Here is a 22,339-nt window from a genome sequence, read left to right on the forward strand (position 1 = left end):
CATGGCCGAGGATCGCCCGGGAGACGATCCGACCTTCCGCTGGGGACCATGCCACAGGCATGGTGGAGGGGGGGCGCCGCGAGCGCTATAGCCTCCGTTCACGGATCGGTCGCCGAAGCTGTTCTCGATTGTGCGTTCCGTCCGCTACAAGCGCTCCGCATGCCGTACCTCCCCTCCACCACGCCTTCGGCGCGGTCCCCCTCCCCGGGCCGGGGAGGAGTTGCATGAGCCTCTGGACCGCTGTCGACATCGCCGCCGCCACCGGCGGCACCGCCACCGCCAATTTCGTCACCGACGGAGTCGCCTTCGACTCGCGCGAGGTGGGCGAGGGCGACCTGTTCGTCGCGCTGGCGGGCGAGCAGAGCGACGGTCACCGCTTCCTCGACCAGGCGTTCGCGCAGGGCGCCGCCGGCGCGATCGTGTCGAGCGAAACCGCGCACCCGGCGGTGCGCGTCAGCGACACCTTCGCCGCGCTCGAGGCGCTCGCTCGCGCGGCACGCGCTCGGGTGAGGGGCAAGGTGATCGGCGTCACCGGCTCGGTCGGCAAGACCTCGACCAAGGAGGCGCTGTTCGCCGCGCTCGACCGCTCGCCCAGCCGGCGCGCGCACCGTTCGGTGAAGAGCTACAACAATCATACGGGCGTCCCGCTCAGCCTCGCGCGGATGCCCGCCGACAGCGACTATGCGGTGCTGGAGATGGGCATGAACCACCCCGGCGAGCTGGCGCACCTGACGACGCTCGTCCGGCCGCACGTCGCGATCGTCACCGCGATCGCGCCGGCGCACACCGAGTTCTTCCCGGACGAGAGCGCGATCGCCGATGCCAAGGGCGAGATCTTCCGCGGGCTGGAGCCCGGCGGCATCGCGATCGTCCCCTATGACAGCCCGCACCGAGACCGGTTGATCGCGGCGGCGCACCCTTATGCGGGCAAGATCGTCACTTTCGGGCTCGACAAGCGCGCCGACGTCCACGCCGCCGAGGTGATGCCCTCGCCGCGCGGCGGCACCTTCGTCGGCGCCAAGGTCGGCGCGCGCGAGCTGAGCATGACGATCGCGCAGCCGGGGCAACATTGGGTGTCGAACGCGATGGCGGTGCTCGCCGCGGTCGACGCGGTCGGCGCTGATCTCGCGCTCGCCGGCCTCGCGCTGGGCGAGCTCGGCGGGCTGGCGGGGCGGGGCGCGCGGCGCGAGGTCCCAGTCGGCGACGGCCGCGCGCTGCTGATCGACGAGAGCTACAACGCCAATCCCGCCTCGATGCGCGCGACATTGGCGGTGCTGGCGCAGGAGCCGGGGCGCCATGTCGCGGTGCTGGGCGAGATGCGCGAGCTCGGCGAAGGCTCGGCCGGCTATCACGCGGCGCTCGCCCCCGCGGTGGTGGCGGGACGCGTCGAATCGGCCGTGCTGGTCGGCGAGGCGATGGTGCCGCTCGCGCAGGCGCTTGAGGGGCAGGTCGATTTCGTCCATGTGCGCGATGCCGCCGCGGCGCTGGATCAGGTCCGCGCCCTGCTCCGTCCGGGAGACGCGGTGCTCGTCAAGGGATCGAACGGGGTCGGACTGTCGCGGCTGGTTGCCGCGCTCGCCGACAAGGTGGGTTGAGTGCTGTACTGGATCGCGCAGCTGCTGGGGTTTGAGGGCGGGTTCAACCTCATCCGCTACCAGTCGTTCCGCGCCGGCGCCGCGGTGGCGACCGCGCTGCTGATCGGGCTGATCATCGGCCCGCGCTTCATCGGCTGGCTGCGCGTGCGCCAGGGCAAGGGGCAGCCGATCCGCGCCGACGGCCCGCAGAGCCATCTCGCCAAGCGCGGCACGCCGACGATGGGCGGGTTGATGATCCTCACCAGCCTCGTGCTGTCGGTGATGGTGTGGATGGACCTGCGCAACCCGTTCGTCTGGGCGTGCCTGTTCGTCACGCTCGGGTTCGGCGCGATCGGCTTCCTCGACGACTACGACAAGGTCCGCAAGGCGAGCACCGCCGGCGTCTCGGGTCGCACGCGGCTGCTGGTCGAGTTCGCCATCGCGGGGGTGGCGGCGTGGATCATCATGCAGGAAAATGGCACCGGGCTCTATTTCCCGTTCACCAGCCGCTATTACGTCGACCTGGGCTATTTCTATCCGATCTTCGCGGCGTTCACGATCGTCGCGTTCGGCAACGCGGTGAACCTCACCGACGGGCTCGACGGACTGGCGACCATGCCCGTCATCATCGCCTCGGTCGCGTTCATGCTGATCGTGTACCTGGCGGGCAACGTGAAGTTCGCGGACTATCTCGGCATCCCGCACGTGCCGCGCGCGGGCGAGCTGGCGATCTTCTGCGGCGCGGTGATCGGTGGCGGGCTCGCCTTCCTCTGGTACAATGCGCCGCCCGCGGCGGTGTTCATGGGTGACACCGGCAGCCTCGCGCTCGGCGGCGCGCTGGGGACGATCGCGGTAGTGGCGCACCACGAGATCGTGCTCGGCATCATCGGCGGGCTGTTCGTGGTGGAGGCGCTCAGCGTCATCATCCAGGTGTTCTGGTACAAGCGCACGGGTAAGCGCATCTTCCGCATGGCGCCGATCCACCACCATTTCGAGCAGCTCGGCTGGAGCGAGCCGACGGTGGTGATCCGCTTCTGGATCATCGCTCTGGTGCTGGCGCTCGCCGGCCTGTCGACGTTGAAGCTGCGGTGATTACCTCCGGCACCTGGGCGGGGAAGCATTTTGCCGTGCTCGGGCTGGCACGCTCGGGCGCGGCGACCGTGCGGGCGCTGCTCGCCGCTGGCGCGCGGGTAACGGCATGGGATGCGGATGAGGCGAAGCGTGACCAAATCCTCCCCGCTCGCGCGGAAGGAGACCACCGGCCGCAGGCCGGTGGTGGAGGGGGTTCGCCTCATGGCAAAGCGTCTGCGGAGGCCCCCCTCCACCAGCCTTCGGCTGGTCCCCCTCCCCGTACCGGGGAGGATCTGCGGATCGCCGACCTCTCGACCCTCGATCTCAGCACCTTCGACGCGCTGGTCGTCTCCCCCGGCGTGCCGACCAACACGCACCCGCTCGCCGCGGCGGCGCGGGCGGCGAGCGTGCCGATCGTCGGCGATATCGAGCTGTTCGCACAGGCGCGCGCCGCGCTGCCGCCGCACAGGGTCGTCGGCATCACCGGCACGAACGGCAAGTCGACCACCACCGCGCTGATCCACCACCTGCTCGACACCGCCGGCGTGCCCGCGCGGATGGGCGGCAACATCGGCCTGCCGATCCTCGCGCAGGCGCCGCTGCCCGAGGGCGGCGTCTACGTGCTCGAGCTGTCGAGCTACCAGATCGACCTGACGCAGACGCTCGACTGCGATGTCGCGGTGCTGCTCAACGTCACCCCCGACCATCTCGACCGCTATGCCGGGTTCGAGGATTATGCCGCCAGCAAGGCGCGGCTGTTCGCGATGCAGTCGCCGCGCCATCGCGCGGTGATCGGCACCGGTGACGCCGCCTCGGCCGCGATCGCGCAGGGCTTCGCGCACCGCGGCGAGACGATCACCACGATCGCACCGGGCACGCCGCTCGATCAATCGCGCTGGCCCTCGCTGCAGGGGCCGCACAACGCGCAGAACGCGCTCGCTGCGATCGTGGTGGCGGAGGCGCTCGGCCTGGATCGCGCCGCGATCGAGGCCGGACTCGAGACCTTCAACGGCCTGCCGCACCGGATGGAGCGGGTCGCGACGCTGGGCGGGGTCACCTGGATCGACGACAGCAAGGCGACCAACCCCGAGAGCGCCGCCCCCGCGCTCGCCGCCTTCCCGCGCGTCCACTGGATTCTTGGCGGCCGCGCCAAGGGCGACGACCTCGATGCCTGCGCGCCGCACTTCGGCAACGTGGTGCGCGCCTATACGATCGGCGAGGCCGGCCCGCGCTTCGCCGCGCTGCTGCGCGACCGCGTCCCCGTCGACGAGGCGGAGACGCTGGAGCACGCGGTTCGGATCGCCGCGGCGGAAGCGCGACGCGGCGAGGTGGTGCTGCTGTCGCCCGCCGCCGCCTCGTTCGACCAGTTCCGCGATTACGAGCATCGCGGTACCGTGTTCCGCACGGCAGTGGAGGCGCTGGCATGACCGACGTGAGCAGGGCACAGCGGGCGGGGCTCAAGGGACGCGGCGGGCGCGGCGACCCGTCGCCGCTCGGCACCTGGTTCTGGGACATCGACCGCGTGCTGCTGCTGCTCGCCCTGTTCCTGATCGCGATCGGGCTGATCGCGGTCGCTGCGGGGTCGCCGGCGAGCGCGTCGCGCTATTCGGGCGAGCATCTCAAGTTCGCGCCGCTGCATTATTTCTGGCGCCAGTTGCTGTGGGCTGGCGTGTCGCTGCCGGTGCTGTTCGGGGTGTCGATGCTGCCGGTGACGGCGGCGCGGCGGATGTCGCTGATCGGCGCGGCGGTCTGTGTGGCGCTGCTGATGATCGTGCCGTTCGCGGGGGTGATGGTGAACGGCGCGCGGCGCTGGATCGGCTTCGGCTTCGCACAGTTCCAGCCCTCCGAGTTCCTGAAGCCCTTCTTCGTCGTCGCGGTGGCGTGGCTGCTGTCGCTCAAGTCACGCGACGAGGAGCTGCCGGTGACGATGATCACCGCCGGGCTCACCGGGTTAATCGCGCTGCTGCTGATGCTCCAGCCCGATTTCGGCCAGACCGTGATCTTCTGCTGCATCTGGCTCGCGCTCGTCACGATCGCGGGGACGCCGACGCGCGTGATCATGGGCTTCGTCGCGATGGTGCCCGCCGCGCTGGTGGCGGCCTATCTCTTCTACAGCACCGCACGCGCGCGCATCGACGCTTTCCTCTTCCCCGGCGTCGAGGGCGAGGGCGCGGCGGACCATTTCCAGACCGACGCGGCGCACCGTACGCTCACCTCCGGCGGCTGGTTCGGCACCGGGCCGGGCGGCGGCACGGTCAAATACGGCCTCCCCGAGGCGCACACCGACTATATCTTCTCGGTGATCGGCGAGGAGTTCGGGCTGCTCGCCTGCATGGTGGTGGCGCTGGTGTTCCTGGCGCTGGTGGTGCGCGTGTTCGTCAAGCTGCTCGACGAGCAGGACCCCTTCAAATTGCTCGCCGCCTCGGGGCTGGCGGTGCAGTTCGGCGCGCAGGCTTTGATCTCGATGGCGGTGAACACCGGGCTGGCGCCGTCCAAGGGAATGACGCTGCCGTTCATCAGCTACGGCGGCTCGTCGATGGTGGCGCTGTCGCTCGGCATGGGGCTGCTGCTGGCGTTCACGCGGCGCAACCCGTTCCTGCTGCGCAGCCCCTATATCACGCGATGGAACGCCGAATGACGCCCGTGCAGGACTTCCGCCCGCGCCACTTCGTACTCGCCGCGGGCGGCACCGGCGGCCATATGGTGCCCGCCGCCGCGCTCGCGACCGAGCTGACCAAGCGCGGCCACCGCGTCGCCTTGGTGAGCGACGCGCGCGGCGTGCGCTTCCCCGGGCTGTTCGAGGACGTGCAGACGCACGTCATCCCCGCCGGCCGCTTCGCCGGCGGGCCGCTCGGCTGGGCCAAGGCGGCGCGGCTGATGATGCAGGGCCGTGCCATGGCGGCCGAGCTGTACCGGACGTTCAAGCCCGCCGCGGTGATCGGCTTCGGCGGCTATCCCGCCTATCCCGCGCTCTCGGCGGCGTTCGCGGCGGGGATCCGCACCGCGGTGCACGAGCAGAACGCCGTGCTCGGCCGCGTCAACCGGCTGGTCGCCGGCAAGGTCGACGCGATCGCGACCAGCTACGCCGAGACCGAGCGGCTGCGCCCGCGCCATCGCGCCAAGGCGCATCACGTCGGCAATCCGGTGCGCGAGAGCGTGCTCGCGTTGCGCGCCAAGCCTTATCCGCTGCTCGACGAGGACAGCATCTTCCGCGTGCTCGTCACCGGCGGCAGCCAGGGCGCCTCGGTGCTGAGCCAGGTGGTGCCGGAGGGGCTGGCGATGCTGCCGGTCGCGTTCCGCCGCCGGCTCCAGGTGACGCACCAGGCGCGGATCGAGGACATCGACGCCGCGCGCGAGACCTACGCGCGGCTCGAGATCGCGGCCGACCTCGCCACCTATCTGCCCGACCTGCCCGAGCAGCTCGGCTGGGCGCACGTCGTGATCGCGCGCGCGGGCGCCTCGACCATCGCCGAGCTGACCGCGGCGGGGCGCCCCGCCATCCTGGTGCCGCTGCCCAGCGCCACCGACGATCACCAGACCGCCAACGCGCGCGAGATCACCCGCGCCGGCGGCGCGCGCACGATCGCGCAATCGGCCTTCACGCCCAGCGAGCTCGCCAAGCAGATGCAGAAACTCGGGCTCGACCCGGAAGCGCTCCAGAACGCCGCGGCGCGCGCCCGCGCCTGCGGCACCCCCGAGGCGGCGAGCGACCTCGCCGACCTGGTCGAGAGCCTCGACTCGCCCGCGTCGCGGCTGCCGGTCGGGCGGGTCCAGCAACGAAAGGCGTTCGCGTGAGGGGGGTCGCGACCGACATCGGGACGATCCATTTCGTCGGCATCGGCGGGATCGGCATGTCCGGTATCGCCGAGGTGATGCACAATCTCGGCTATAGCGTGCAGGGCTCGGACGTCGCCGAGGGCTATGTCGTCGAGGGCCTGCGCGCGCGCGGCATCACGGTCACGATCGGGCATGACGCCGCCAACGTCGCGGGCGCCGCGGTAGTGGTCACCTCCACCGCGGTGAAGCGCGGCAACCCCGAGGTGGAGGCGGCGCTGCAGAACCGCGTCCCCGTGGTGCGCCGTGCCGAGATGCTCGCCGAGCTGATGCGGCTGAAGTCGACCGTCGCGGTCGCGGGCACGCACGGCAAGACCACCACCACCTCGATGGTGGCGGCGCTGCTCGACGCCGGCGGGGTGGATCCCACCGTGATCAACGGCGGCATCATCAACAGCTACGGCTCGAACGCCCGGCTCGGCGCGAGCGACTGGATGGTGGTCGAGGCGGACGAGAGCGACGGCAGCTTCCTGCGGCTCGACGGCACGATCGCGGTGGTCACCAACATCGATCCCGAGCATCTCGACCATTACGGCAGCTTCGACCGCGCCAAGGATGCATACGTCGAGTTCGTCGAGAACGTGCCCTTCTACGGTGCGGCGTTGCTGTGCCTCGATCATCCGGAGGTACAGGCACTGATCCCGCGGGTGCGCGACCGTCGCATCGTCACCTACGGTTTCGCCGCCTCGGCCGACGTGCGCGGCGTCAACGTCACGCCCTATCCCGGCGGCAACCGCTTCGAGGCGCAGGTGCGCGCGCGCGACGGCGCGGTGCGCTCAATCGAGGGGATCGACCTGCCGATGCCGGGGCGCCACAACGTCCAGAACGCGCTCGCCGCGATCGGCGTCGCGCTCGAGCTCGGCATCGACGACGCGACGATCCAGAAGGGGTTCGAGCGCTTCTCGGGCGTCAAGCGGCGCTTCACCAAGGTGGGCGAGGTCGCGCTCGACGGCGGCGCGGCGACGATCGTCGACGATTACGGCCACCATCCGGTCGAGATCCGCGCGGTGCTCGCCGCGGCGCGCGAGTCCGCGCAGGGGAGGGTGATCGCGGTGGTGCAGCCGCATCGCTACTCGCGGCTGGGCAATCTGATGGAGGACTTCCGCGGCGCGTTCAACGACGCCGACCTCGTCTATGTCACTCCCGTCTACGCCGCGGGCGAGGCGCCGGTGCCCGGCGTCGATTCGGCCGCGCTGGTGGCGGGGCTGCGCGACCGCGGCCATCGTCAGGCCGAGCAGGTCGAGGACGCCGCCGCGCTCGCGGCGGCGCTGGCGGGCGAGTTGCGTGCCGGCGACCAGGTGATCTGCCTGGGGGCGGGCGACATCACCAAATGGGCCGCGGGCCTGGCCGCCGCCATCTCGGCGCAGCGGCGGTGAGCGTCGGGACGCTTCCTCCGGTGCGCGGGCGGCTCACCGCCGGTGCCGCGCTGGCGCCGCTCGTCTGGTTCAAGAGCGGCGGAGCGGCCGAGTGGCTGTTCGAGCCCGCCGACGTCGAGGATCTCACCGCCTTCCTCGCCGCGCTCGATCCGCGCGTGCCGGTGCTGCCGCTCGGGCTCGGCTCCAACCTGATCGTGCGCGACGGCGGCGTGGCCGGCGTGACGATCCGGCTCGGGAAGGCCTTCGCCCAGGTGGAGGCGATCGGCGGCTCGCGGCTGCGCTGCGGCGGTGGGGCGAGCGGTATCCTCGTGTCCTCGAGCGCGCGCGACGCCGGCGTGGCGGGGGTGGAGTTCCTGCGCTCCATTCCCGGCACGGTGGGCGGCTTCGTGCGGATGAACGGCGGCGCCTACGGACGCGAGACCGCCGACGTGCTGGTCGAGGCCGAGGTGGTGCTGCGTGACGGCACGCGGCGGACGCTAACGCGCGACGCGCTGGGATACAGCTACCGCCACTCGGCGCTGCCCGACGGGGCGGTGGTGGTGGGCGCGACCTTCCGCGGCGTGCCGGGCGAGCCTGGCGCGATCCAGGCCGAGATGGACCGCATCGCCGCGGCGCGCGAGGCGAGTCAGCCGCTGCGGTCGCGCACCGGCGGCTCCACCTTCAAGAATCCGCCCGGCGCCAAGGCGTGGGAGCTGGTCGACGCCGCGGGCTGCCGCGGGCTGCGCCGCGGTGACGCGCAGGTGAGCGATAAGCATACTAACTTCCTGCTCAACCTCGGCGCCGCGAGCAGCGCCGAGATCGAGGCGTTGGGCGAGGACGTGCGCGCGCGGGTCAAGGCCGCGAGCGGCGTCGAACTGGAATGGGAGATACAGCGCGTGGGTGATGGTATCATTCCTCCCCTGCAAGGGGAGGGGGACCAGCCGCAGGCTGGTGGAGGGGCGGCTCCGCAGGCGGGGCGCTCGCGGATAGCCCCCTCCACCACCGACCTGCGGTCGGCGGTCCCCCTCCCCGCGAGCGGGGAGGAGTCTAGGCGTCTCCACGTCGCCGTCCTGATGGGCGGCTGGTCGGCCGAGCGCGAGGTGTCGCTCAACTCGGGCGCCGGCGTCGCCGAGGCGCTCGAGTCGCTCGGCCACCGCGTCACCCGCGTCGACCTGACCCCTAGCGTCGCCGCCGATCTCGCCGCGGCGGCGCCCGACCTCGTCTTCAACGCGCTCCACGGCACACCCGGCGAGGACGGCAGCGTCCAGGGGCTGCTGGAGCTGATGGGGCTGCGCTATACCCACTCCGGGCTCGCCACCTCGGTGATCGCGATCGACAAGGTGCTGACCAAGCAAGTGCTCGTCCCCGCCGGCGTGCCGATGCCGGGCGGCCGCATCGTCCGCTCCGCCGAGGTATTCGAGGCCGACCCGCTGCCGCGCCCCTATGTCCTCAAGCCGGTTAACGAGGGCTCGTCGGTGGGTGTCGCGATCGTCACCGCGGGCGGCAATTACGGCAGCCCGATCGGGCGCGACACCGCTGGGCCATGGCAGGCGTTCGACGAGCTGCTCGCCGAGCCGTACGTCCGCGGGCGCGAGCTGACCACCGCGGTGCTCGACGGCGCCGACGGCCCGCGCGCACTCGGCGTCACCGAGCTGCGGCCGAAATCGGGCTGGTACGATTACGACGCCAAATACACCGACGGCATGACCGAGCATCTCTTCCCCGCGCCGGTGCCCGACGAGATAGCCGAGGCGTGCCGTGACCTGGCGCTCCAGGCGCATCGCGTGCTCGGCTGCCGCGGGTGCAGCCGCTCCGACTTCCGCTGGGACGACGAGCGCGGCGTCGACGGGCTGTTCCTTCTCGAGGTCAACACCCAGCCCGGCATGACCGCGCTCAGCCTCGTTCCCGAGCAGGCGCGCCACACCGGCATGAGCTACGCCGAGCTGGTGCAGGCGATCGTCGACGCCGCGCTGCGGGCTCCGGCGCCCAAGGCGGCCGCGCGCGCGAAGGACGCGGCGCGGTGAGCCGCACGATCAAGCGCGGCGGGCCGCCGCCGCGGCGCGCGGTCAACAATCGGCGGCGCGCGCCCAAGGCGTCGCTCGGTGACCGGCTGATCGCGCGCCTGCCGGTCAGCGAGGAGACGCTGCGCCGCGCGGTGACCTGGACGCTGCTCGGCGGCGTCGGCGCTGCGGCGCTGTCGCTCGCCACCGTGCTGGGCGTGCCGCAGGCGATCGGGGTCGGCATCGCCGAGGCGGCGGGGCGTGCCGGGCTGGAGGTCGAGCAGGTCGACATCACCGGGCTCAAGCGGATGGACCGCGAGACGGTCTACGCCATCGCTCTGGAGGACCAGCCGAGCCGCGCGATGCTGCGCGTCGATCTCGCGCGCGTGCGCGAGCGCCTGCTCGCCTATGGCTGGATCGCCGACGCATATGTCGCGCGGCGGCTGCCCGACCGGCTGGTGATCCACATCACCGAGCGCGAGCCCGCCGCGATCTGGCAGGACAATGGCCAGCTCACGCTGATCGACTCGACCGGCCGGCTGCTCGCCCCGGTCGATCCCGCGCGCATGCCCGACCTGCCGCTGGTGATCGGGCCGGGCGCGGACCGGCAGGAGGCCGGCTATCAGGCGCTGCTCGCCGCCGCGCCCGCGCTCAAGCCGCGTATCCGCGCCGCCACCTGGATCGGCAATCGCCGCTGGGACCTCACCTTCGACACCGGCGAGACGCTGGCGCTGCCGCAGGACGGCGCGGCGCAGGCGCTGATCAAGTTCGCCCAGCTCGACGGCGCGCGGTCCCTGCTCGGCAAGGGCTGGGTGCGCTTCGACCTGCGCGATCCCGCCAAGCTGGTGGCGCGCAAGCCGGGGCAGGACCTGCACCAGCGCTTGCAGGACGACGGCAGCGCCGATGCGGTGGCGGGTAATGCCACCGACGGCGGCGGCGGCAACGAGACGACGGCGACACGCGCGCGGGAAACGACGCGCGTCGGCGAGGCGTAATACAGGCGTGGATCAGGGCGCGACGAGGGGGATAGCATGGCCAAGGCAGCACCGGACGGTTTGATCACCGCGCTCGACATCGGCTCGTCCAAGGTGTCGGCGATGATCGCGCAGAAGGGCGACGGCGGCGAGCTGGTGGTGCTCGGCACTGGCCAGCGCGAGAGCCGCGGCGTCAAGCGCGGCTATATCGCCGACATGGACTCGACCGAGGTGGCGGTGCGCGAGGCGGTGGAGCAGGCCGAGCGGATCGCGGGCTTCAACATCGAGAACGTCTGGGCCGGCTTCTCCGCGGGCGGGCTGGTGAGCGACGAGGCCTTCATCGAGGCCGAGCTGGGCGGCATGCGGATCGAGCAGGCCGACATCGACGCTTTGCTCCAGGAGGGCCGCCAGTCGATCGACCCGGCCGGGCGCATGGTGCTCCACGCCCAGCCCGCGCTGTACACGCTCGACGGGTTGACGGGGGTCAAGAAGCCGCTCGGGCTCCACGCCGACCGGCTCGGCGTGCATATCCACGTCATCGCCGCGGACGGCTCGCCGGTGCGCAACCTCGACCTGTGCGTGCGTTCGGCGCACCTCGAGGTGAAGTCGATCATCGCCGCGCCGGTCGCGACCGGTCTGGCCTGCCTCAGCGCCGAGGAGCGCGACCTCGGCGTCGCGCTGGTCGAGATCGGCGCGGGGATCACCAACGTCTCGCTGTTCGCGGGTTCGATGCTGGTCGGGCTCAAGTCGATCCCCTACGGCAGCGCGGACATCACCGACGACATCGCCTCGGCGTTCGGCACGACGCGGCTCCAGGCCGAACGGATCAAATGTTTTCACGGCTCCGCCAACGCCTCGCCGCGCGACAATCATGAGATGGTGACGATCCGAGAGCGCACCGACGACGAGGGCTCGGAGGCGCTGCAGATCACCAAGGCGGCGCTGATCGCGGTGATCCGGCAGCGGCTCGAGCATCTCACCAGCGAGATCCAGGCGGCGCTCAAGGAGCTGAAGTTCGAAGGGCCGGTCGGCCGCCAGGTCGTACTGACCGGCGGCGGGGCGGAACTGAAGGGTATCGCCGACTATGCCCAGCAGGCGCTCGGCCGCTCGGTCCGCGTCGGCCGGCCGAAGGGGCTTACCGGGCTGCCCGAGGCGCATTCGGGGCCGGGTTTCGCCACGCTGGCGGGCCTGGCCTTCTTCGCGGCGAGCGATCCGATCGACCTGCGCGGGCTCGTGCCGTCGCAGCAGATGGTCCACCGCCAGCGCGGCCTGCGCGGATTCTGGAAGCTCGTGCAGGCGGCCAAGGCAAATTATTGACGCGGCTACAGGGCGTTTCGCGGTGTTTCCTCTTTCGCCCGGCGCCTCGTTGTTGCACATCGGTCAAAATTAACCGCGCGAGTGACGGCGGCGCGGAGCGGACGGAGTAAGCACGCGATGAGCATCGAATTCATCACCCCGGATCTCGACGATCTCACCCCGCGCATCACCGTCGTGGGGGTCGGCGGCGCCGGCGGCAATGCCATCGCCAACATGATGCGCGCCGACGTGCAGGGCGTGCAGTTCCTCGTCGCGAACACCGATGCGCAGGCGCTGAAACAGTCCGAGGCGGAGCAGAAGATCCAGCTCGGCGCCAAGATCACGCAGGGGCTCGGCGCGGGCAGCCGCCCCGAGATCGGCCGCGCCGCCGCGGAAGAGACGATCGACGAGCTGTCGCGGCTGCTCGAGGGCAGCCACATGTGCTTCATCGCCGCGGGCATGGGCGGCGGCACCGGCACCGGGGCCGCCCCGGTGATCGCCAAGGCCGCGCGCGACATGGGCATCCTGACCGTCGGCGTCGTCACCAAGCCGTTCAGCTTCGAGGGCAACCGCCGCGCCAAGTCGGCCGACGCTGGCATCGAGGAACTGCAGAAGTTCGTCGACACGCTGATCGTCATCCCGAATCAGAACTTGTTCCTGGTCGCCAACGCCAACACCACGTTCAAACAGGCCTTCGAGATGGCCGACGAGGTGCTCCAGCAGGGCGTGCGCGGTATCACCGACCTGATGGTCATGCCCGGCCTCATCAACCTCGACTTCGCCGACGTCCGCTCGGTGATGCAGGAGATGGGCAAGGCGATGATGGGCACCGGCGAGGCCGAGGGTGACGATCGCGCGCTGATCGCGGCGCAGAAGGCGATCGCCAACCCGCTGCTCGACGGCGTGTCGATGCAGGGCGCCAAGGGCGTGATCGTCTCGATCACCGGCGGCGACGACATGCGCCTGCTCGAGGTCGACGAGGCCGCCAACCACATCCGCGAGCTGGTCGATCCCGACGCCAACATCATCTGGGGTTCGGCGTTCAACCCCGAGCTCGAGGGCAAGATCCGCGTCTCGGTGGTCGCGACCGGCATCGAGAGCAGCGCCACCACCGCGGCGCCGGCGAGCACGACCGCGGCCGAGCCGACGCGCACCTTCAGCTTCTCGGCACCGCGCCGCCCCGACGCCGCGCCGAGCGCCGCCGTAGCGACGCCCGCGCCGCAGGCCGCCACCCCGACGCCCGCGCCGGTCCCGAGCGCCTATCAGCCGACCCCCGAGGTGCCGCCGCAGCAGCCCAGCGGTGCCGCCGCCGGTGCGATGGCGCACGGCGTGCCGCCGACCACCTCGGGCCCGGTGGTGGAGCCGGCGCCGGCGCCGGCGCCCACCCCCCCGGCCGACGACGAGTTGCTGCTCGGTGCCGACTCGATGATGCCCGCCCCGACGCCGCAGGCGCCCGCCGGCGACGCCGCGCGCCGCCGCTTCCTCGCACCCGGCGGGGAGGGCGAGGAGGCGCCGCCGCAGCCGCGCGTCAAGCTCGGCGGTACGCTGTTCGAGCGGATGCAGAACGCGACTCGCAATGCCGGCGGCCGCAGCGAGGAGGGCGAGGGCAGCGACCTGCCGCGCTTCCTGCACCGCCAGAACAACCAGTGAGCTGACGCGGGGCCGGGGTGGCCCCGGCCTGACCCGCGTCGCTCGGGAGGACAGTTTCCACCCCATCCGTCATCCCCGCGGAGGCGGGGATCCAGATACGCTGACGTGGCGACGTCTGTCGTGAGCTCAGCGTGTATGGATCCCCGCCTTCGCGGGGATGACGCTCAATTGGCTTAAGGGACGGGTCGCGATTGCGTGTCCCCTGGTCCGCGCCGCGCCGCGTGCCGCGCGTCCCACCCCGGTCACGGCGCGACTGTCTTTCCCGCGCGCGTCGTGCCAAGGCTCGTCCTTCCGACCCGCCCCCGAACGAGTGACGCGACATGACCGCCATCGGCATCTACGGCAGCAACGGTCGCATGGGGCGCGCGATCGCGACGATCGCCGAGGGTGAGGGGTGCACCATCGCGGGCGGTGTCGACGCCGGCGGCGACCCGCTGCCGCTCGCCCAGGCCGCCGACGTGCTGGTCGATTTCTCCACGCCCGCCGCGCTCGAGCCGCATCTCGCCGCCGCGGTCGCGGCGCGTACCCCGATCGTGATCGGCACCACCGGGCTGAGCACGACACACCACGCGCTGATTGAGCAGGCCGCCGCGATCATTCCCGTGCTCCAGACCGGCAACACCTCGCTGGGCGTGACGCTACTGCAGACGCTGGTGCGCGAGGCGGCGGCGCGGCTCGGCGCCGAGTGGGATATCGAAATCGTCGAGATGCACCACCGCCACAAGGTCGACGCGCCCTCGGGCACCGCGCTGCTGCTCGGCGAGGCCGCGGCGGCGGGGCGCTCGACACGGCTCGCCGAGGTGCGGGTCGACAGCCGCGCCGGGCTGGTCGGCGCGCGCACCGAGGGCACGATCGGGTTCGCCTCGCTGCGCGGCGGCTCGGTGGTGGGCGATCACTCGGTCGTGTTCGCGGGCGAGGGCGAGCGGGTCGAGCTGGGCCATCGCGGCGAGGACCGCAGCATCTTCGCGCGCGGCGCGGTCAAGGCGGCGCTGTGGCTCGCGGGCCGCGCGCCGGGGCGCTACGCGATGGCGGAGGTGCTCGGGCTGTGACCCGGCGTGAGGTCGCCGAATTCTACCGGCGGCTGGCGGAGGCCAACCCGCATCCCGAGACCGAGCTCGAGTCGGTCAACGTCTACACGCTGCTGGTGGCGGTGGTGCTGTCGGCGCAGGCGACCGACGCCGGGGTCAATCGCGCCACCCGCGCTCTGTTCGCCGAGGTCGACACGCCTGCCGAGATGGTCGCGCTCGGGGAGGAGAAGCTCAAGCAGCACATCCGTACGATCGGGCTGTTCAACACCAAGGCCAAGAACGTCATCGCGCTGAGCCAGGCGCTGCTCGACCGGCACGGTGGCGAGGTCCCGCGCGATCGCGCCGCGCTCGAGGCGCTGCCTGGCGTGGGGCGCAAGACCGCCAATGTCGTGCTCAACGTCGCGTTCGGCGACGAGACCTTCGCGGTGGACACGCATATCTTCCGCGTCGGCAACCGCACCGGGCTGGCGCGCGGCAAGACCGTGCTCGCGGTGGAGAAGAAGCTCGACGCCGTGACTCCGGCGCCGTTCCGCGTCCACGCGCACCACTGGCTGATCCTGCACGGCCGCTATGTCTGCAAGGCACGCCGGCCCGAGTGCTGGCGCTGCATCGAGCACGACCTCTGCGCGTTCAAGCCCAAGACGCCGCCGCCGCCCGAGCGGGCCGCGGCGCGCGCCGGCTGAGGAGGCGACGATGCGCGGCTGGGTGGCGATGAGCTTGGTGCTCGTGTCGGGCGCGGCGCTGGCGCGCGACCGCGGTCCGACGGTACCGGAGGCGGTCCCCGCGGGCGAGGCGCGCACCTGCGTGCCGATCGCCGCGCTGCGCGAGAGCCTGGTGCGCAGCGATCGCGTGATCGACTTCCACACCGCCGGCGACCGTTACTACCGCGTGATCCTGCCCCAAGCCTGCCCGGGGCTCGGCTTCGAGCGGCGCTTCGGCTACGCCACCTCGATCGGGCAATTGTGCGCGCAGGACATCATTACCGTCCTGTACGCGACCGGCGGGATGCGCGGCGCGAGCTGCGGGCTGGCGCCGTTCCAGCCGGTGACGATCGCGCGCCGGACTGCGAAAAGCGGGTAGCGCGGCGCCGCGCACCCTGCTAGTCGCACCCGACCGGCACCCGTAGCTCAGCTGGATAGAGCGCTGCCCTCCGAAGGCAGAGGCCACAGGTTCGAATCCTGTCGGGTGCGCCAGCTCTTCTCCTCGTCACCCGTAGCGCTCGGCCTTCCACGGATCGCCGCGCAGGTGATAGCCGTTGACCTCCCAGAAGCCCGGCCTGTCGCGCGCGATCAGTTCGATCCGGCGGATCCATTTGGCGCTCTTCCAGAAGTACAGGTGCGGGATGATCAGCCGCGCCGGGCCGCCGTGCTCGCGCGTCAGCGGCTTTCCCTGCCAGGCGTGCGCCACCAACGCATCGGCCGCGGCGAAGTCGGCGAGCAGCACGTTGGTGGTGTAGCCGTCATAGCCGTGCAGCATCACCGCCTGCGCCTCGGCGCGCGGCCGCACCAGATCGAGCAGGTCGCGCGTGCTCACGCCCGTCCAATCATTGTCGTAGCGTGACCAGGTGGTGACACAGTGGATGTCCGAGCGCGAACGGGTCTCCGGCAGCGCGGTGAAGCCCGCCCAGTCGAGCGTGACCGGCCGCTCGACCAGCCCGTCGAGTTCGAGCCGCCAGCGCGCGGGCGCGACGTCCGGCGTCTGGCCGAGGTCGAGCACCGGCCAGTTGGTGACGAGATGCTGGCCGGGCGGCAGCCGCTCGCGGTCCGCTGGCGGCGCAGTGTCGGCGAACTTGTGCTCCTCGGCCCAGCGCCGCTTCGAGCGGGTGAGCTTGCTGTCGGGGGGTAGGTTATCCATCGCGCGCGTCTCCGCCGCGCAAGATGGCGCACCCTGTGGCCGCGGCCAAGCCCCTCTCCCTTGCGCGGCGGTCCACGCGGCTTACCTCGCCGCGGTGGAGACGTTCGACCAGCTCGTGGCGCGGGTGCGCGCCTGCACCGCTTGCGCCGCGGAGCTGCCGCTCGGTGCGCGACCGGTGATCCAGGTCTCGCCGAGCGCGCGGCTGCTGATCGCGAGCCAGGCGCCGGGCAGCAAGGTCCACGCCAGCGGCCGTCCGTTCGACGATGCCTCGGGCGACCGGCTGCGCGACTGGATGGGGATCGACGCCGCCACCTTCTACGACGCGGCGCGGGTGGCGACGCTGCCGATGGCCTTCTGCTATCCCGGCCGCGCCGCCGGGGGCGACCGCGCGCCGCCGCGCGCCTGCGCGGCGCGGTGGCGCCAGCCGCTGCTCGCCGCGATGCCCGAGGTGCGGCTGACGCTGCTGGTCGGCAGCTACGCGCAGGCGCACGTGCTCGGTCCGGGGGCGCTGACGCCGCGTGTGGCGGACTATCGCGCCTATGGGCCGGCGCTGTTCCCGTTGCCGCATCCGTCGTGGCGCTCGCAGCTGTGGATGCGGCGCAACCCGTGGTTCGAGGCCGAGGTGCTGCCGGCGCTTCGCGCCGCGGTCGCGGCGGCGCTGGGATAGCGCTGGTAGCGGAACCTTCCCCCGGTCCCGAGCGGTTGCGGCGTTCCTTGAATGAATGCAGCGGAGACAGGCATGAGCATCGCGTCGGCACTGGGGCTCGGCGGGCGCAAGGTGCGCTACGCCATCGTCGGCTTGGGCGACATCGCGCAGGAAGCGCTGATGCCCGGCGTCAAGCACACCGGCAACTCGGAGATCACCGCGCTGGTCTCCGGTGACCCGGTCAAGCTCACCAAGCTCGGCAAGAAATACGGCGTCAAGCACCTCTACGGCTATGAGAGCTTCGCTGCGCTGCTGAAGAGCGGCGAGATCGACGCGCTCTATCTGGCCACTCCCAATTGGCGTCATGCCGAGTTCGCCGTCCCCGCGCTCGAGGCGGGCATCCACGTGCTGTGCGAGAAGCCGCTCGAGGTGTCGAGCGAACAGGCGCAGCGGATCGCCGATGCCGCCAAGCGCGGCAAGGCCAAGCTGATGACGGCCTATCGCCTCCACTTCGAGCCCGCCACGCTCGACGCGATCCGCCGCATCCGCGCGGGTGAGCTCGGCGAGCTGATCGCCTTCACCTCGCTCTTCTCGCAGCCGCTCGACCCGGCCAACCATCGCGCGCACCACGGCATCGAGGCCGGGCCGCTGTTCGACATGGGGCCCTATCCAATCAACGCGATCCGCTATCTGTTTGGCGCCGAGCCGGTCGAGGTCGTGTCCGCGATCGGCGTTCGCCACGTGTCGGCGGGGCTGGGCGACCTCGACGACACGGTCGCCGCGACGTTGCGGCTGCCCGGCGGCAAGCTGGCGCAGTTCACGGTGAGCTACGCCGCCGACGCGGTCGACAGCCTCATCGTCGTGGGCACCAAAGGCTCGATCGAGATGAACCCGGCCTATGGCTTCGGCCAGGGACTGGAGCAGTTCCGCCGCGTCGGTGGCAAGGACTCGCACGAGACCTTCGCCGCGACCGACCAGTTCGGCGGCGAGCTGCGCTACTTCAGCGACTGCATCCTCGAGGACCGCGACCCCGAGCCCGACGCCGAGGAGGGGCTGGCCGACCTCGCCGTGGTGGAAGCGGTGGTCGCGGCGATGCGCAGCGGCAAGGCCGAGCCGGTCAAGGTGAAGCAGCGCACGCGTCGGATCGATCCCGACACGCAGCTGCAGAGCCTGCGTGCGGTGTCGGCGCCCGAGCCGGTCAACGCCTCCTCGCCGACGCGCGATTGAGGTGGCGGGGGTGACCGACCCGGCGCGGCCGCTCGCCGGGCATAGCGCGATCGTCACGGGCGCGAGCTCGGGCATCGGCCTCGCGGTCGCCGAGGCGCTCGCCGGCGCCGGCGCCGCGGTGGCGGTGAACTATCGCTCGCAGCGCGAGCCCGCCGACGAGCTGGTCGAGCGGATCGAGGCCGCGGGCGGGCGCGCCGTCGCGATCGAGGCCGACGTCTCGCAGGAGGAAGAGGTGGTCCGCCTCTTCGACGAGACCGCCGCCGCCTTCGGCCGCGTCGACATACTCGTCGCCAACTCGGGCGTGCAGCAGGACGCCGCCATCGCCGACCTCTCGCTCGACCAGTGGAACACCGTGATCGGGGTCAACCTGACCGGCCATTTCCTCTGCGCGCGCGAGGCGGTGCGCCGTTTCCGCGCGCAGCCGAGCGACGATCGCCCGGCGCGCAGCGCGGGCACGATCATCGCGATGAGCTCGGTCCACGAGGTGATTCCGTGGGCGGGACACGTCAATTACGCCTCCGCCAAGGGCGGCGTCCGCATGCTGACGCGCTCTCTCGCGCAGGAGGTCGCCGGCGACAAAATCCGGGTCAACGCCATCGCCCCGGGCGCGATCCGGACGCCGATCAACAAGGACGCGTGGGAGACCGACGCGGCGCTGGAAAAGCTGCTGCGGCTAATCCCTTATGGCCGGATCGGCGAGCCCGACGATGTCGCGCGCGCCGCGGTGTGGCTCGCCTCCGACGACGCCGATTACGTCACTGGCACGACCTTGTTCGTCGACGGCGGGATGACGCTCTACCCCGAGTTCCGCGACAATGGCTGAGGCCGGGAAAGCCGGTCGTCGCGTCCCGCCGCGCTCGATCGGCGACCGTGGCATCATCGGCGACCTCGAGACCGCCGCGCTGGTCGCGCGCGACGGCACGATCGACTATCTGTGCTGGCCCTCGCTCGACAGCCCCACCATCTTCGCCGACCTGCTCGACGACGAGAAGGGCGGCGCCTTCTGGCTCGCACCGCGTCTCGCCGACCCGCGCCGGCTCCAGCTCTACCTGCCCGACACCAACGTGCTGGTGACTCGCTGGATGGCGCAGGAGGGCAGCGCCGAGGTGCTCGACCTGATGCCGCATCCCGACGCGGTCGGGACACTCGGCGCGCGTTGTCTGTTGCGTCGCGTCACCGTCACGCAGGGGACGGTTGGCTTCGACGCGCGCTGCGCGCCGCGCTTCGACTATGCCCGCGAGGTGCCGCGGGTCGAGGGCGAGGACCGCAGCGTGCGCTTCGTCGGCGCGGACCTCGCGCTGCGGCTCCACGCCTCGATGCCGCTCGTCGTCGGCGAGGGGGAGGGCAGGGGCGAGGCCACGGCCGACTTCACGCTGGCGGCGGGCGACAGCGCCTGGTTCGTGCTCGGCGACGACTCGCTCGCCCGTCCCGACGCGGCGTCGGTGGAGGCCGCGGTGGACGCGACCGCGCGGGCGTGGCGCCACTGGCTCGGCCACGCCAGCTACAGGGGGCGGTGGCGCGAGCAGGTGCTGCGCTCGGCGCTGGCGCTCAAGCTGCTGACCTCGGCGCGGCACGGCTCGATCGCCGCGGCAGCGACCTTCGCGCTGCCCGAGGCGACCGGGGCGGGGCGCAACTGGGATTATCGCGCCACCTGGATCCGCGATGCCTCCTTCACCGTCTACGCCTTCATGCGGCTGGGCTTCGTCGAGGAGGCCGAGCATTTTCGCCGCTGGGCGGGCGAGCGCGTGATGCAGGCCGATCAGGAGCATCCGATCCGCGTGATGTACGCGATCGACGGATCCGAGGCGGCCGACGAGCGCGAACTCGATCATCTCGCCGGCCACGCCGGCAGCCGGCCGGTGCGGATCGGCAATGCCGCGCACGGCCAGACCCAGCTCGACATCTTCGGCGAGCTGCTCGACAGCACCTATCTCTCGAACAAATATGGCGCGGCGATCAGTCACGCGGGCTGGCAGCATGTCCGCGGCATCGTCGACTTCGTCATCGCGCACTGGCAGGAGCCCGACGCCGGCATCTGGGAGATGCGCGGGCCGCCGCGCCACTTCCTCCACTCGCGCGTGATGTGCTGGGTGGCGCTCGATCGCGCCATCCGGCTCGCCAAGAAGCGCTCGCTGCCCGCCCCGCTGGTCGCTTGGGCCGAGGCGCGCGACGCGATCGTCGAGGACGTCTGGACGAACTTCCGCCACCCCGTGCACGGCTATTTCGTCCAGGAGCGCGGGGGCACGGCGCTGGATGCCGCGCTGCTGATGATGCCGCTAGTGCGCTTCGTCTCCTCGACCGACCCGGTGTGGCTGAAGACGCTCGACGCGATCGGCGCGCAGCTGCGCGACGACGGGCTGGTCTATCGCTACCGCGACGACGACGGGCTGGAGGGCGGCGAGGGCGCCTTCACCACCTGCACCTTCTGGTATGCCGAGTGCCTGGCGCGCGCCGGGCGGCTGGAGGAGGCACAGCTGATGCTGGAGAAGGGCATCGCCTACGGCAACCATCTCGGCCTGTTCGCTGAGGAACTCGACCGCCGCGGCGCGGCGCTGGGCAACTTTCCCCAGGCGCTGACGCATCTGGCCTTCATCAGCGCGGCCTATTTCCTCGATCGCCGGCTCGAGCCCGGCTACCGGCCCAATTGGCAGCCGTGAAGCCTCTCCGGCCCGAATAAGGCCCGTCGGGAACGGCGCCGCGGTCGGCCGGTCGCTTTCGTCATCGACGCTGCCACCACAAGCGCCGCGCGGAACCGACGTCGCGTCAACGCGAACGGGGCGACCTTCCCCCAGGAAGGCCGCCCCGTTGCTGCTGAGCCCGTGCCCCGCGGGCGAACCCGCGAGATACGGTGATCGGCTTACTTGAGCTCGACGGTCGCGCCGGCTTCCTCGAGCTGCTTCTTGACCTTCTCGGCCTCGTCCTTGCTGACGCCTTCCTTGACCGGCTTCGGCGCGCCCTCGACCAGGGCCTTCGCCTCGGTCAGGCCGAGCCCGGTGAGCGCGCGGACCTCCTTGATGACGTTGATCTTCTTGCCACCGTCGCCGGTCAGGATCACGTCGAACTCGGTCTTCTCCTCGACGGCCGGAGCCGCCGCACCGGCGCCGCCGGCGGCCGGAGCCGCGACCGCAGCGGCGGCCGAGACGCCCCACTTCTCTTCGAGCAGCTTCGAGAGCTCGGCGGCCTCGAGGACGGTCAGCTCGCTCAGCTGGTCAACCAGCGCGTTCAGGTCTGCCATGATCTTACTTCCTATCAAGCGGGGACAGGTGCCCCATGTTCACAATCGAATGCCGGTCAGCTGCCCGATCAGGCCGCTTCCTTCTCCGCATAGGCGGAGAGGACGCGCGCGATCTGCGCGGCCGGTGCCTGGGTGATCGTCGCGATCTTCGTGGCCGGGGCCACGATGAGGCCGACGAGCTTGGCGCGCAGCTCGTCCAGCGACGGAAGCGTCGCCAGTGCCTGCACACCGGCCAGGTCGAGCGCCGTCGCGCCCATCGCGCCGCCGACGATCTCGAACTTGTCGGTCGTCTTGGCGAAATCGACTGCGACCTTGGCCGCCGCGACCGGATCGGTCGAGGAGGCCAGGCCGACCGGACCCGTCAGCATATCGCTGAGCGAGCCATAGTCCGTGCCGTCGAGCGCGATCCTGGCAAGCTTGTTCTTCGAGACCTTGTAGCTCGCGCCGGCGTCCCGCATCCGGTTGCGCAAGTCGGTCGACTGCGCCACCGTCATCCCGAGGTTGCGGGTGACGACCACCACGCCGACCTTCGAGAAGGTATCGTTCAGCTCGGCGACGGCCGCGGTCTTCTGACTACGATCCATGCCATTCTCCA

At 71.4% G+C, this 22,339-nt stretch carries 20 protein-coding genes, 1 tRNA gene and 1 pseudogene; 19 read left to right on the forward strand and 3 right to left on the reverse strand.

Features of this window, described 5'->3' with window-relative positions; genetic code table 11:
- Positions 1-224: 224 nt before the first annotated feature.
- The 15 genes and pseudogenes from murF to FHY03_RS15860 all read left to right on the forward strand — a co-directional run bounded on the left by murF (position 225) and on the right by FHY03_RS15860 (position 15,975).
- A complete protein-coding gene (murF, locus tag FHY03_RS15790) occupies positions 225-1,595 on the forward strand; it encodes a UDP-N-acetylmuramoyl-tripeptide--D-alanyl-D-alanine ligase (RefSeq protein ID WP_183931642.1) in 1,371 nt (456 codons plus the stop codon).
- Positions 1,596-2,666 carry a phospho-N-acetylmuramoyl-pentapeptide-transferase gene (gene mraY, locus FHY03_RS15795; RefSeq protein ID WP_183923481.1) on the forward strand — a complete coding sequence of 357 codons (1,071 nt, stop codon included), beginning with the start codon at positions 1,596-1,598 and terminating at the stop codon, positions 2,664-2,666. It begins immediately after the preceding gene.
- Positions 2,663-4,072, forward strand: coding sequence for a UDP-N-acetylmuramoyl-L-alanine--D-glutamate ligase (gene murD, locus FHY03_RS15800; protein WP_311721939.1), 1,410 nt, complete (start codon positions 2,663-2,665; stop codon positions 4,070-4,072). Before mraY ends, murD begins: the two co-directional genes overlap by 4 nt.
- The gene (locus FHY03_RS15805) at positions 4,069-5,283 is read left to right on the forward strand and encodes an FtsW/RodA/SpoVE family cell cycle protein (protein WP_183923479.1); all 1,215 of its coding nucleotides are present in this window, start codon (positions 4,069-4,071) and stop codon (positions 5,281-5,283) included. The genes murD and FHY03_RS15805 overlap by 4 nt, the downstream gene beginning before the upstream one ends.
- Positions 5,280-6,440, forward strand: a complete 1,161-nt coding sequence (gene murG / locus FHY03_RS15810; RefSeq protein ID WP_260159326.1) for an undecaprenyldiphospho-muramoylpentapeptide beta-N-acetylglucosaminyltransferase — start codon at positions 5,280-5,282, stop codon at positions 6,438-6,440. The genes FHY03_RS15805 and murG overlap by 4 nt, the downstream gene beginning before the upstream one ends.
- Complete coding sequence (murC, locus tag FHY03_RS15815; protein ID WP_183931644.1) at positions 6,437-7,855, forward strand: UDP-N-acetylmuramate--L-alanine ligase; 1,419 nt, start codon at positions 6,437-6,439, stop codon at positions 7,853-7,855. The genes murG and murC overlap by 4 nt, the downstream gene beginning before the upstream one ends.
- A pseudogene (gene murB, locus FHY03_RS15820) lies at positions 7,810-8,736 on the forward strand (UDP-N-acetylmuramate dehydrogenase); the annotation flags it as partial. The gene murC and the pseudogene murB, both read left to right, overlap by 46 nt.
- A 105-nt stretch (positions 8,737-8,841) precedes the next feature.
- A complete protein-coding gene (locus tag FHY03_RS15825; protein WP_260159354.1) occupies positions 8,842-9,858 on the forward strand; it encodes a D-alanine--D-alanine ligase in 1,017 nt (338 codons plus the stop codon).
- Positions 9,855-10,829, forward strand: a complete 975-nt coding sequence (locus FHY03_RS15830; RefSeq protein WP_183931645.1) for a cell division protein FtsQ/DivIB — start codon at positions 9,855-9,857, stop codon at positions 10,827-10,829. Before FHY03_RS15825 ends, FHY03_RS15830 begins: the two co-directional genes overlap by 4 nt.
- Positions 10,830-10,865: 36 nt before the next feature.
- Positions 10,866-12,125, forward strand: a complete 1,260-nt coding sequence (gene ftsA, locus FHY03_RS15835) for a cell division protein FtsA (protein ID WP_132908983.1) — start codon at positions 10,866-10,868, stop codon at positions 12,123-12,125.
- Positions 12,126-12,242: 117 nt separating this feature from the next.
- On the forward strand, positions 12,243-13,754 hold the full coding sequence (ftsZ, locus tag FHY03_RS15840) for a cell division protein FtsZ (protein ID WP_183931646.1): 1,512 nt from the start codon (positions 12,243-12,245) through the stop codon (positions 13,752-13,754).
- Positions 13,755-14,074: 320 nt separating this feature from the next.
- Entirely contained in the window at positions 14,075-14,803 is a 729-nt protein-coding gene (gene dapB, locus FHY03_RS15845) for a 4-hydroxy-tetrahydrodipicolinate reductase (RefSeq protein ID WP_183923469.1), read from the forward strand.
- Positions 14,800-15,465, forward strand: coding sequence for an endonuclease III (gene nth / locus FHY03_RS15850; RefSeq protein WP_183923467.1), 666 nt, complete (start codon positions 14,800-14,802; stop codon positions 15,463-15,465). Before dapB ends, nth begins: the two co-directional genes overlap by 4 nt.
- A gap of 10 nt (positions 15,466-15,475) precedes the next feature.
- Entirely contained in the window at positions 15,476-15,862 is a 387-nt protein-coding gene (locus FHY03_RS15855) for a hypothetical protein (RefSeq protein WP_183931647.1), read from the forward strand.
- Between the two features lie 36 nt (positions 15,863-15,898).
- Positions 15,899-15,975: transfer RNA gene (locus FHY03_RS15860), tRNA-Arg, on the forward strand.
- Positions 15,976-15,988: 13 nt separating this feature from the next.
- Here the strand turns inward: FHY03_RS15860 and FHY03_RS15865 are convergent.
- A complete protein-coding gene (locus FHY03_RS15865; RefSeq protein WP_183923463.1) occupies positions 15,989-16,636 on the reverse strand; it encodes a sulfite oxidase-like oxidoreductase in 648 nt (215 codons plus the stop codon).
- A 94-nt stretch (positions 16,637-16,730) separates the two neighbouring features.
- Here FHY03_RS15865 and FHY03_RS15870 point away from each other — a divergent pair, with 94 nt between their 5' ends.
- From FHY03_RS15870 to FHY03_RS15885, 4 genes are all read left to right on the forward strand, one after another.
- Entirely contained in the window at positions 16,731-17,303 is a 573-nt protein-coding gene (locus tag FHY03_RS15870; RefSeq protein WP_183923461.1) for a uracil-DNA glycosylase family protein, read from the forward strand.
- 72 nt (positions 17,304-17,375) lie between these two features.
- Complete coding sequence (locus FHY03_RS15875; RefSeq protein ID WP_183931648.1) at positions 17,376-18,509, forward strand: Gfo/Idh/MocA family protein; 1,134 nt, start codon at positions 17,376-17,378, stop codon at positions 18,507-18,509.
- A 10-nt stretch (positions 18,510-18,519) separates the two neighbouring features.
- Positions 18,520-19,332 carry a glucose 1-dehydrogenase gene (locus FHY03_RS15880; RefSeq protein ID WP_183923457.1) on the forward strand — a complete coding sequence of 271 codons (813 nt, stop codon included), beginning with the start codon at positions 18,520-18,522 and terminating at the stop codon, positions 19,330-19,332.
- Positions 19,325-21,166, forward strand: coding sequence for a glycoside hydrolase family 15 protein (locus tag FHY03_RS15885; RefSeq protein WP_183931649.1), 1,842 nt, complete (start codon positions 19,325-19,327; stop codon positions 21,164-21,166). The genes FHY03_RS15880 and FHY03_RS15885 overlap by 8 nt, the downstream gene beginning before the upstream one ends.
- Before the next feature lie 200 nt (positions 21,167-21,366).
- On the opposite strand, the gene rplL is transcribed toward FHY03_RS15885, so the two are convergent.
- Together rplL and rplJ are read right to left on the reverse strand one after the other, a co-directional pair.
- Positions 21,367-21,744 carry a 50S ribosomal protein L7/L12 gene (rplL, locus tag FHY03_RS15890; RefSeq protein ID WP_183923453.1) on the reverse strand — a complete coding sequence of 126 codons (378 nt, stop codon included), beginning with the start codon at positions 21,742-21,744 and terminating at the stop codon, positions 21,367-21,369.
- Positions 21,745-21,812: 68 nt separating this feature from the next.
- Positions 21,813-22,328, reverse strand: a complete 516-nt coding sequence (rplJ, locus tag FHY03_RS15895; protein WP_183923716.1) for a 50S ribosomal protein L10 — start codon at positions 22,326-22,328, stop codon at positions 21,813-21,815.
- Positions 22,329-22,339: the final 11 nt, after the last annotated feature.

The organism is Sphingomonas sp. BK345 (genome assembly GCF_014193845.1).
Taxonomy (GTDB): domain Bacteria; phylum Pseudomonadota; class Alphaproteobacteria; order Sphingomonadales; family Sphingomonadaceae; genus Sphingomonas.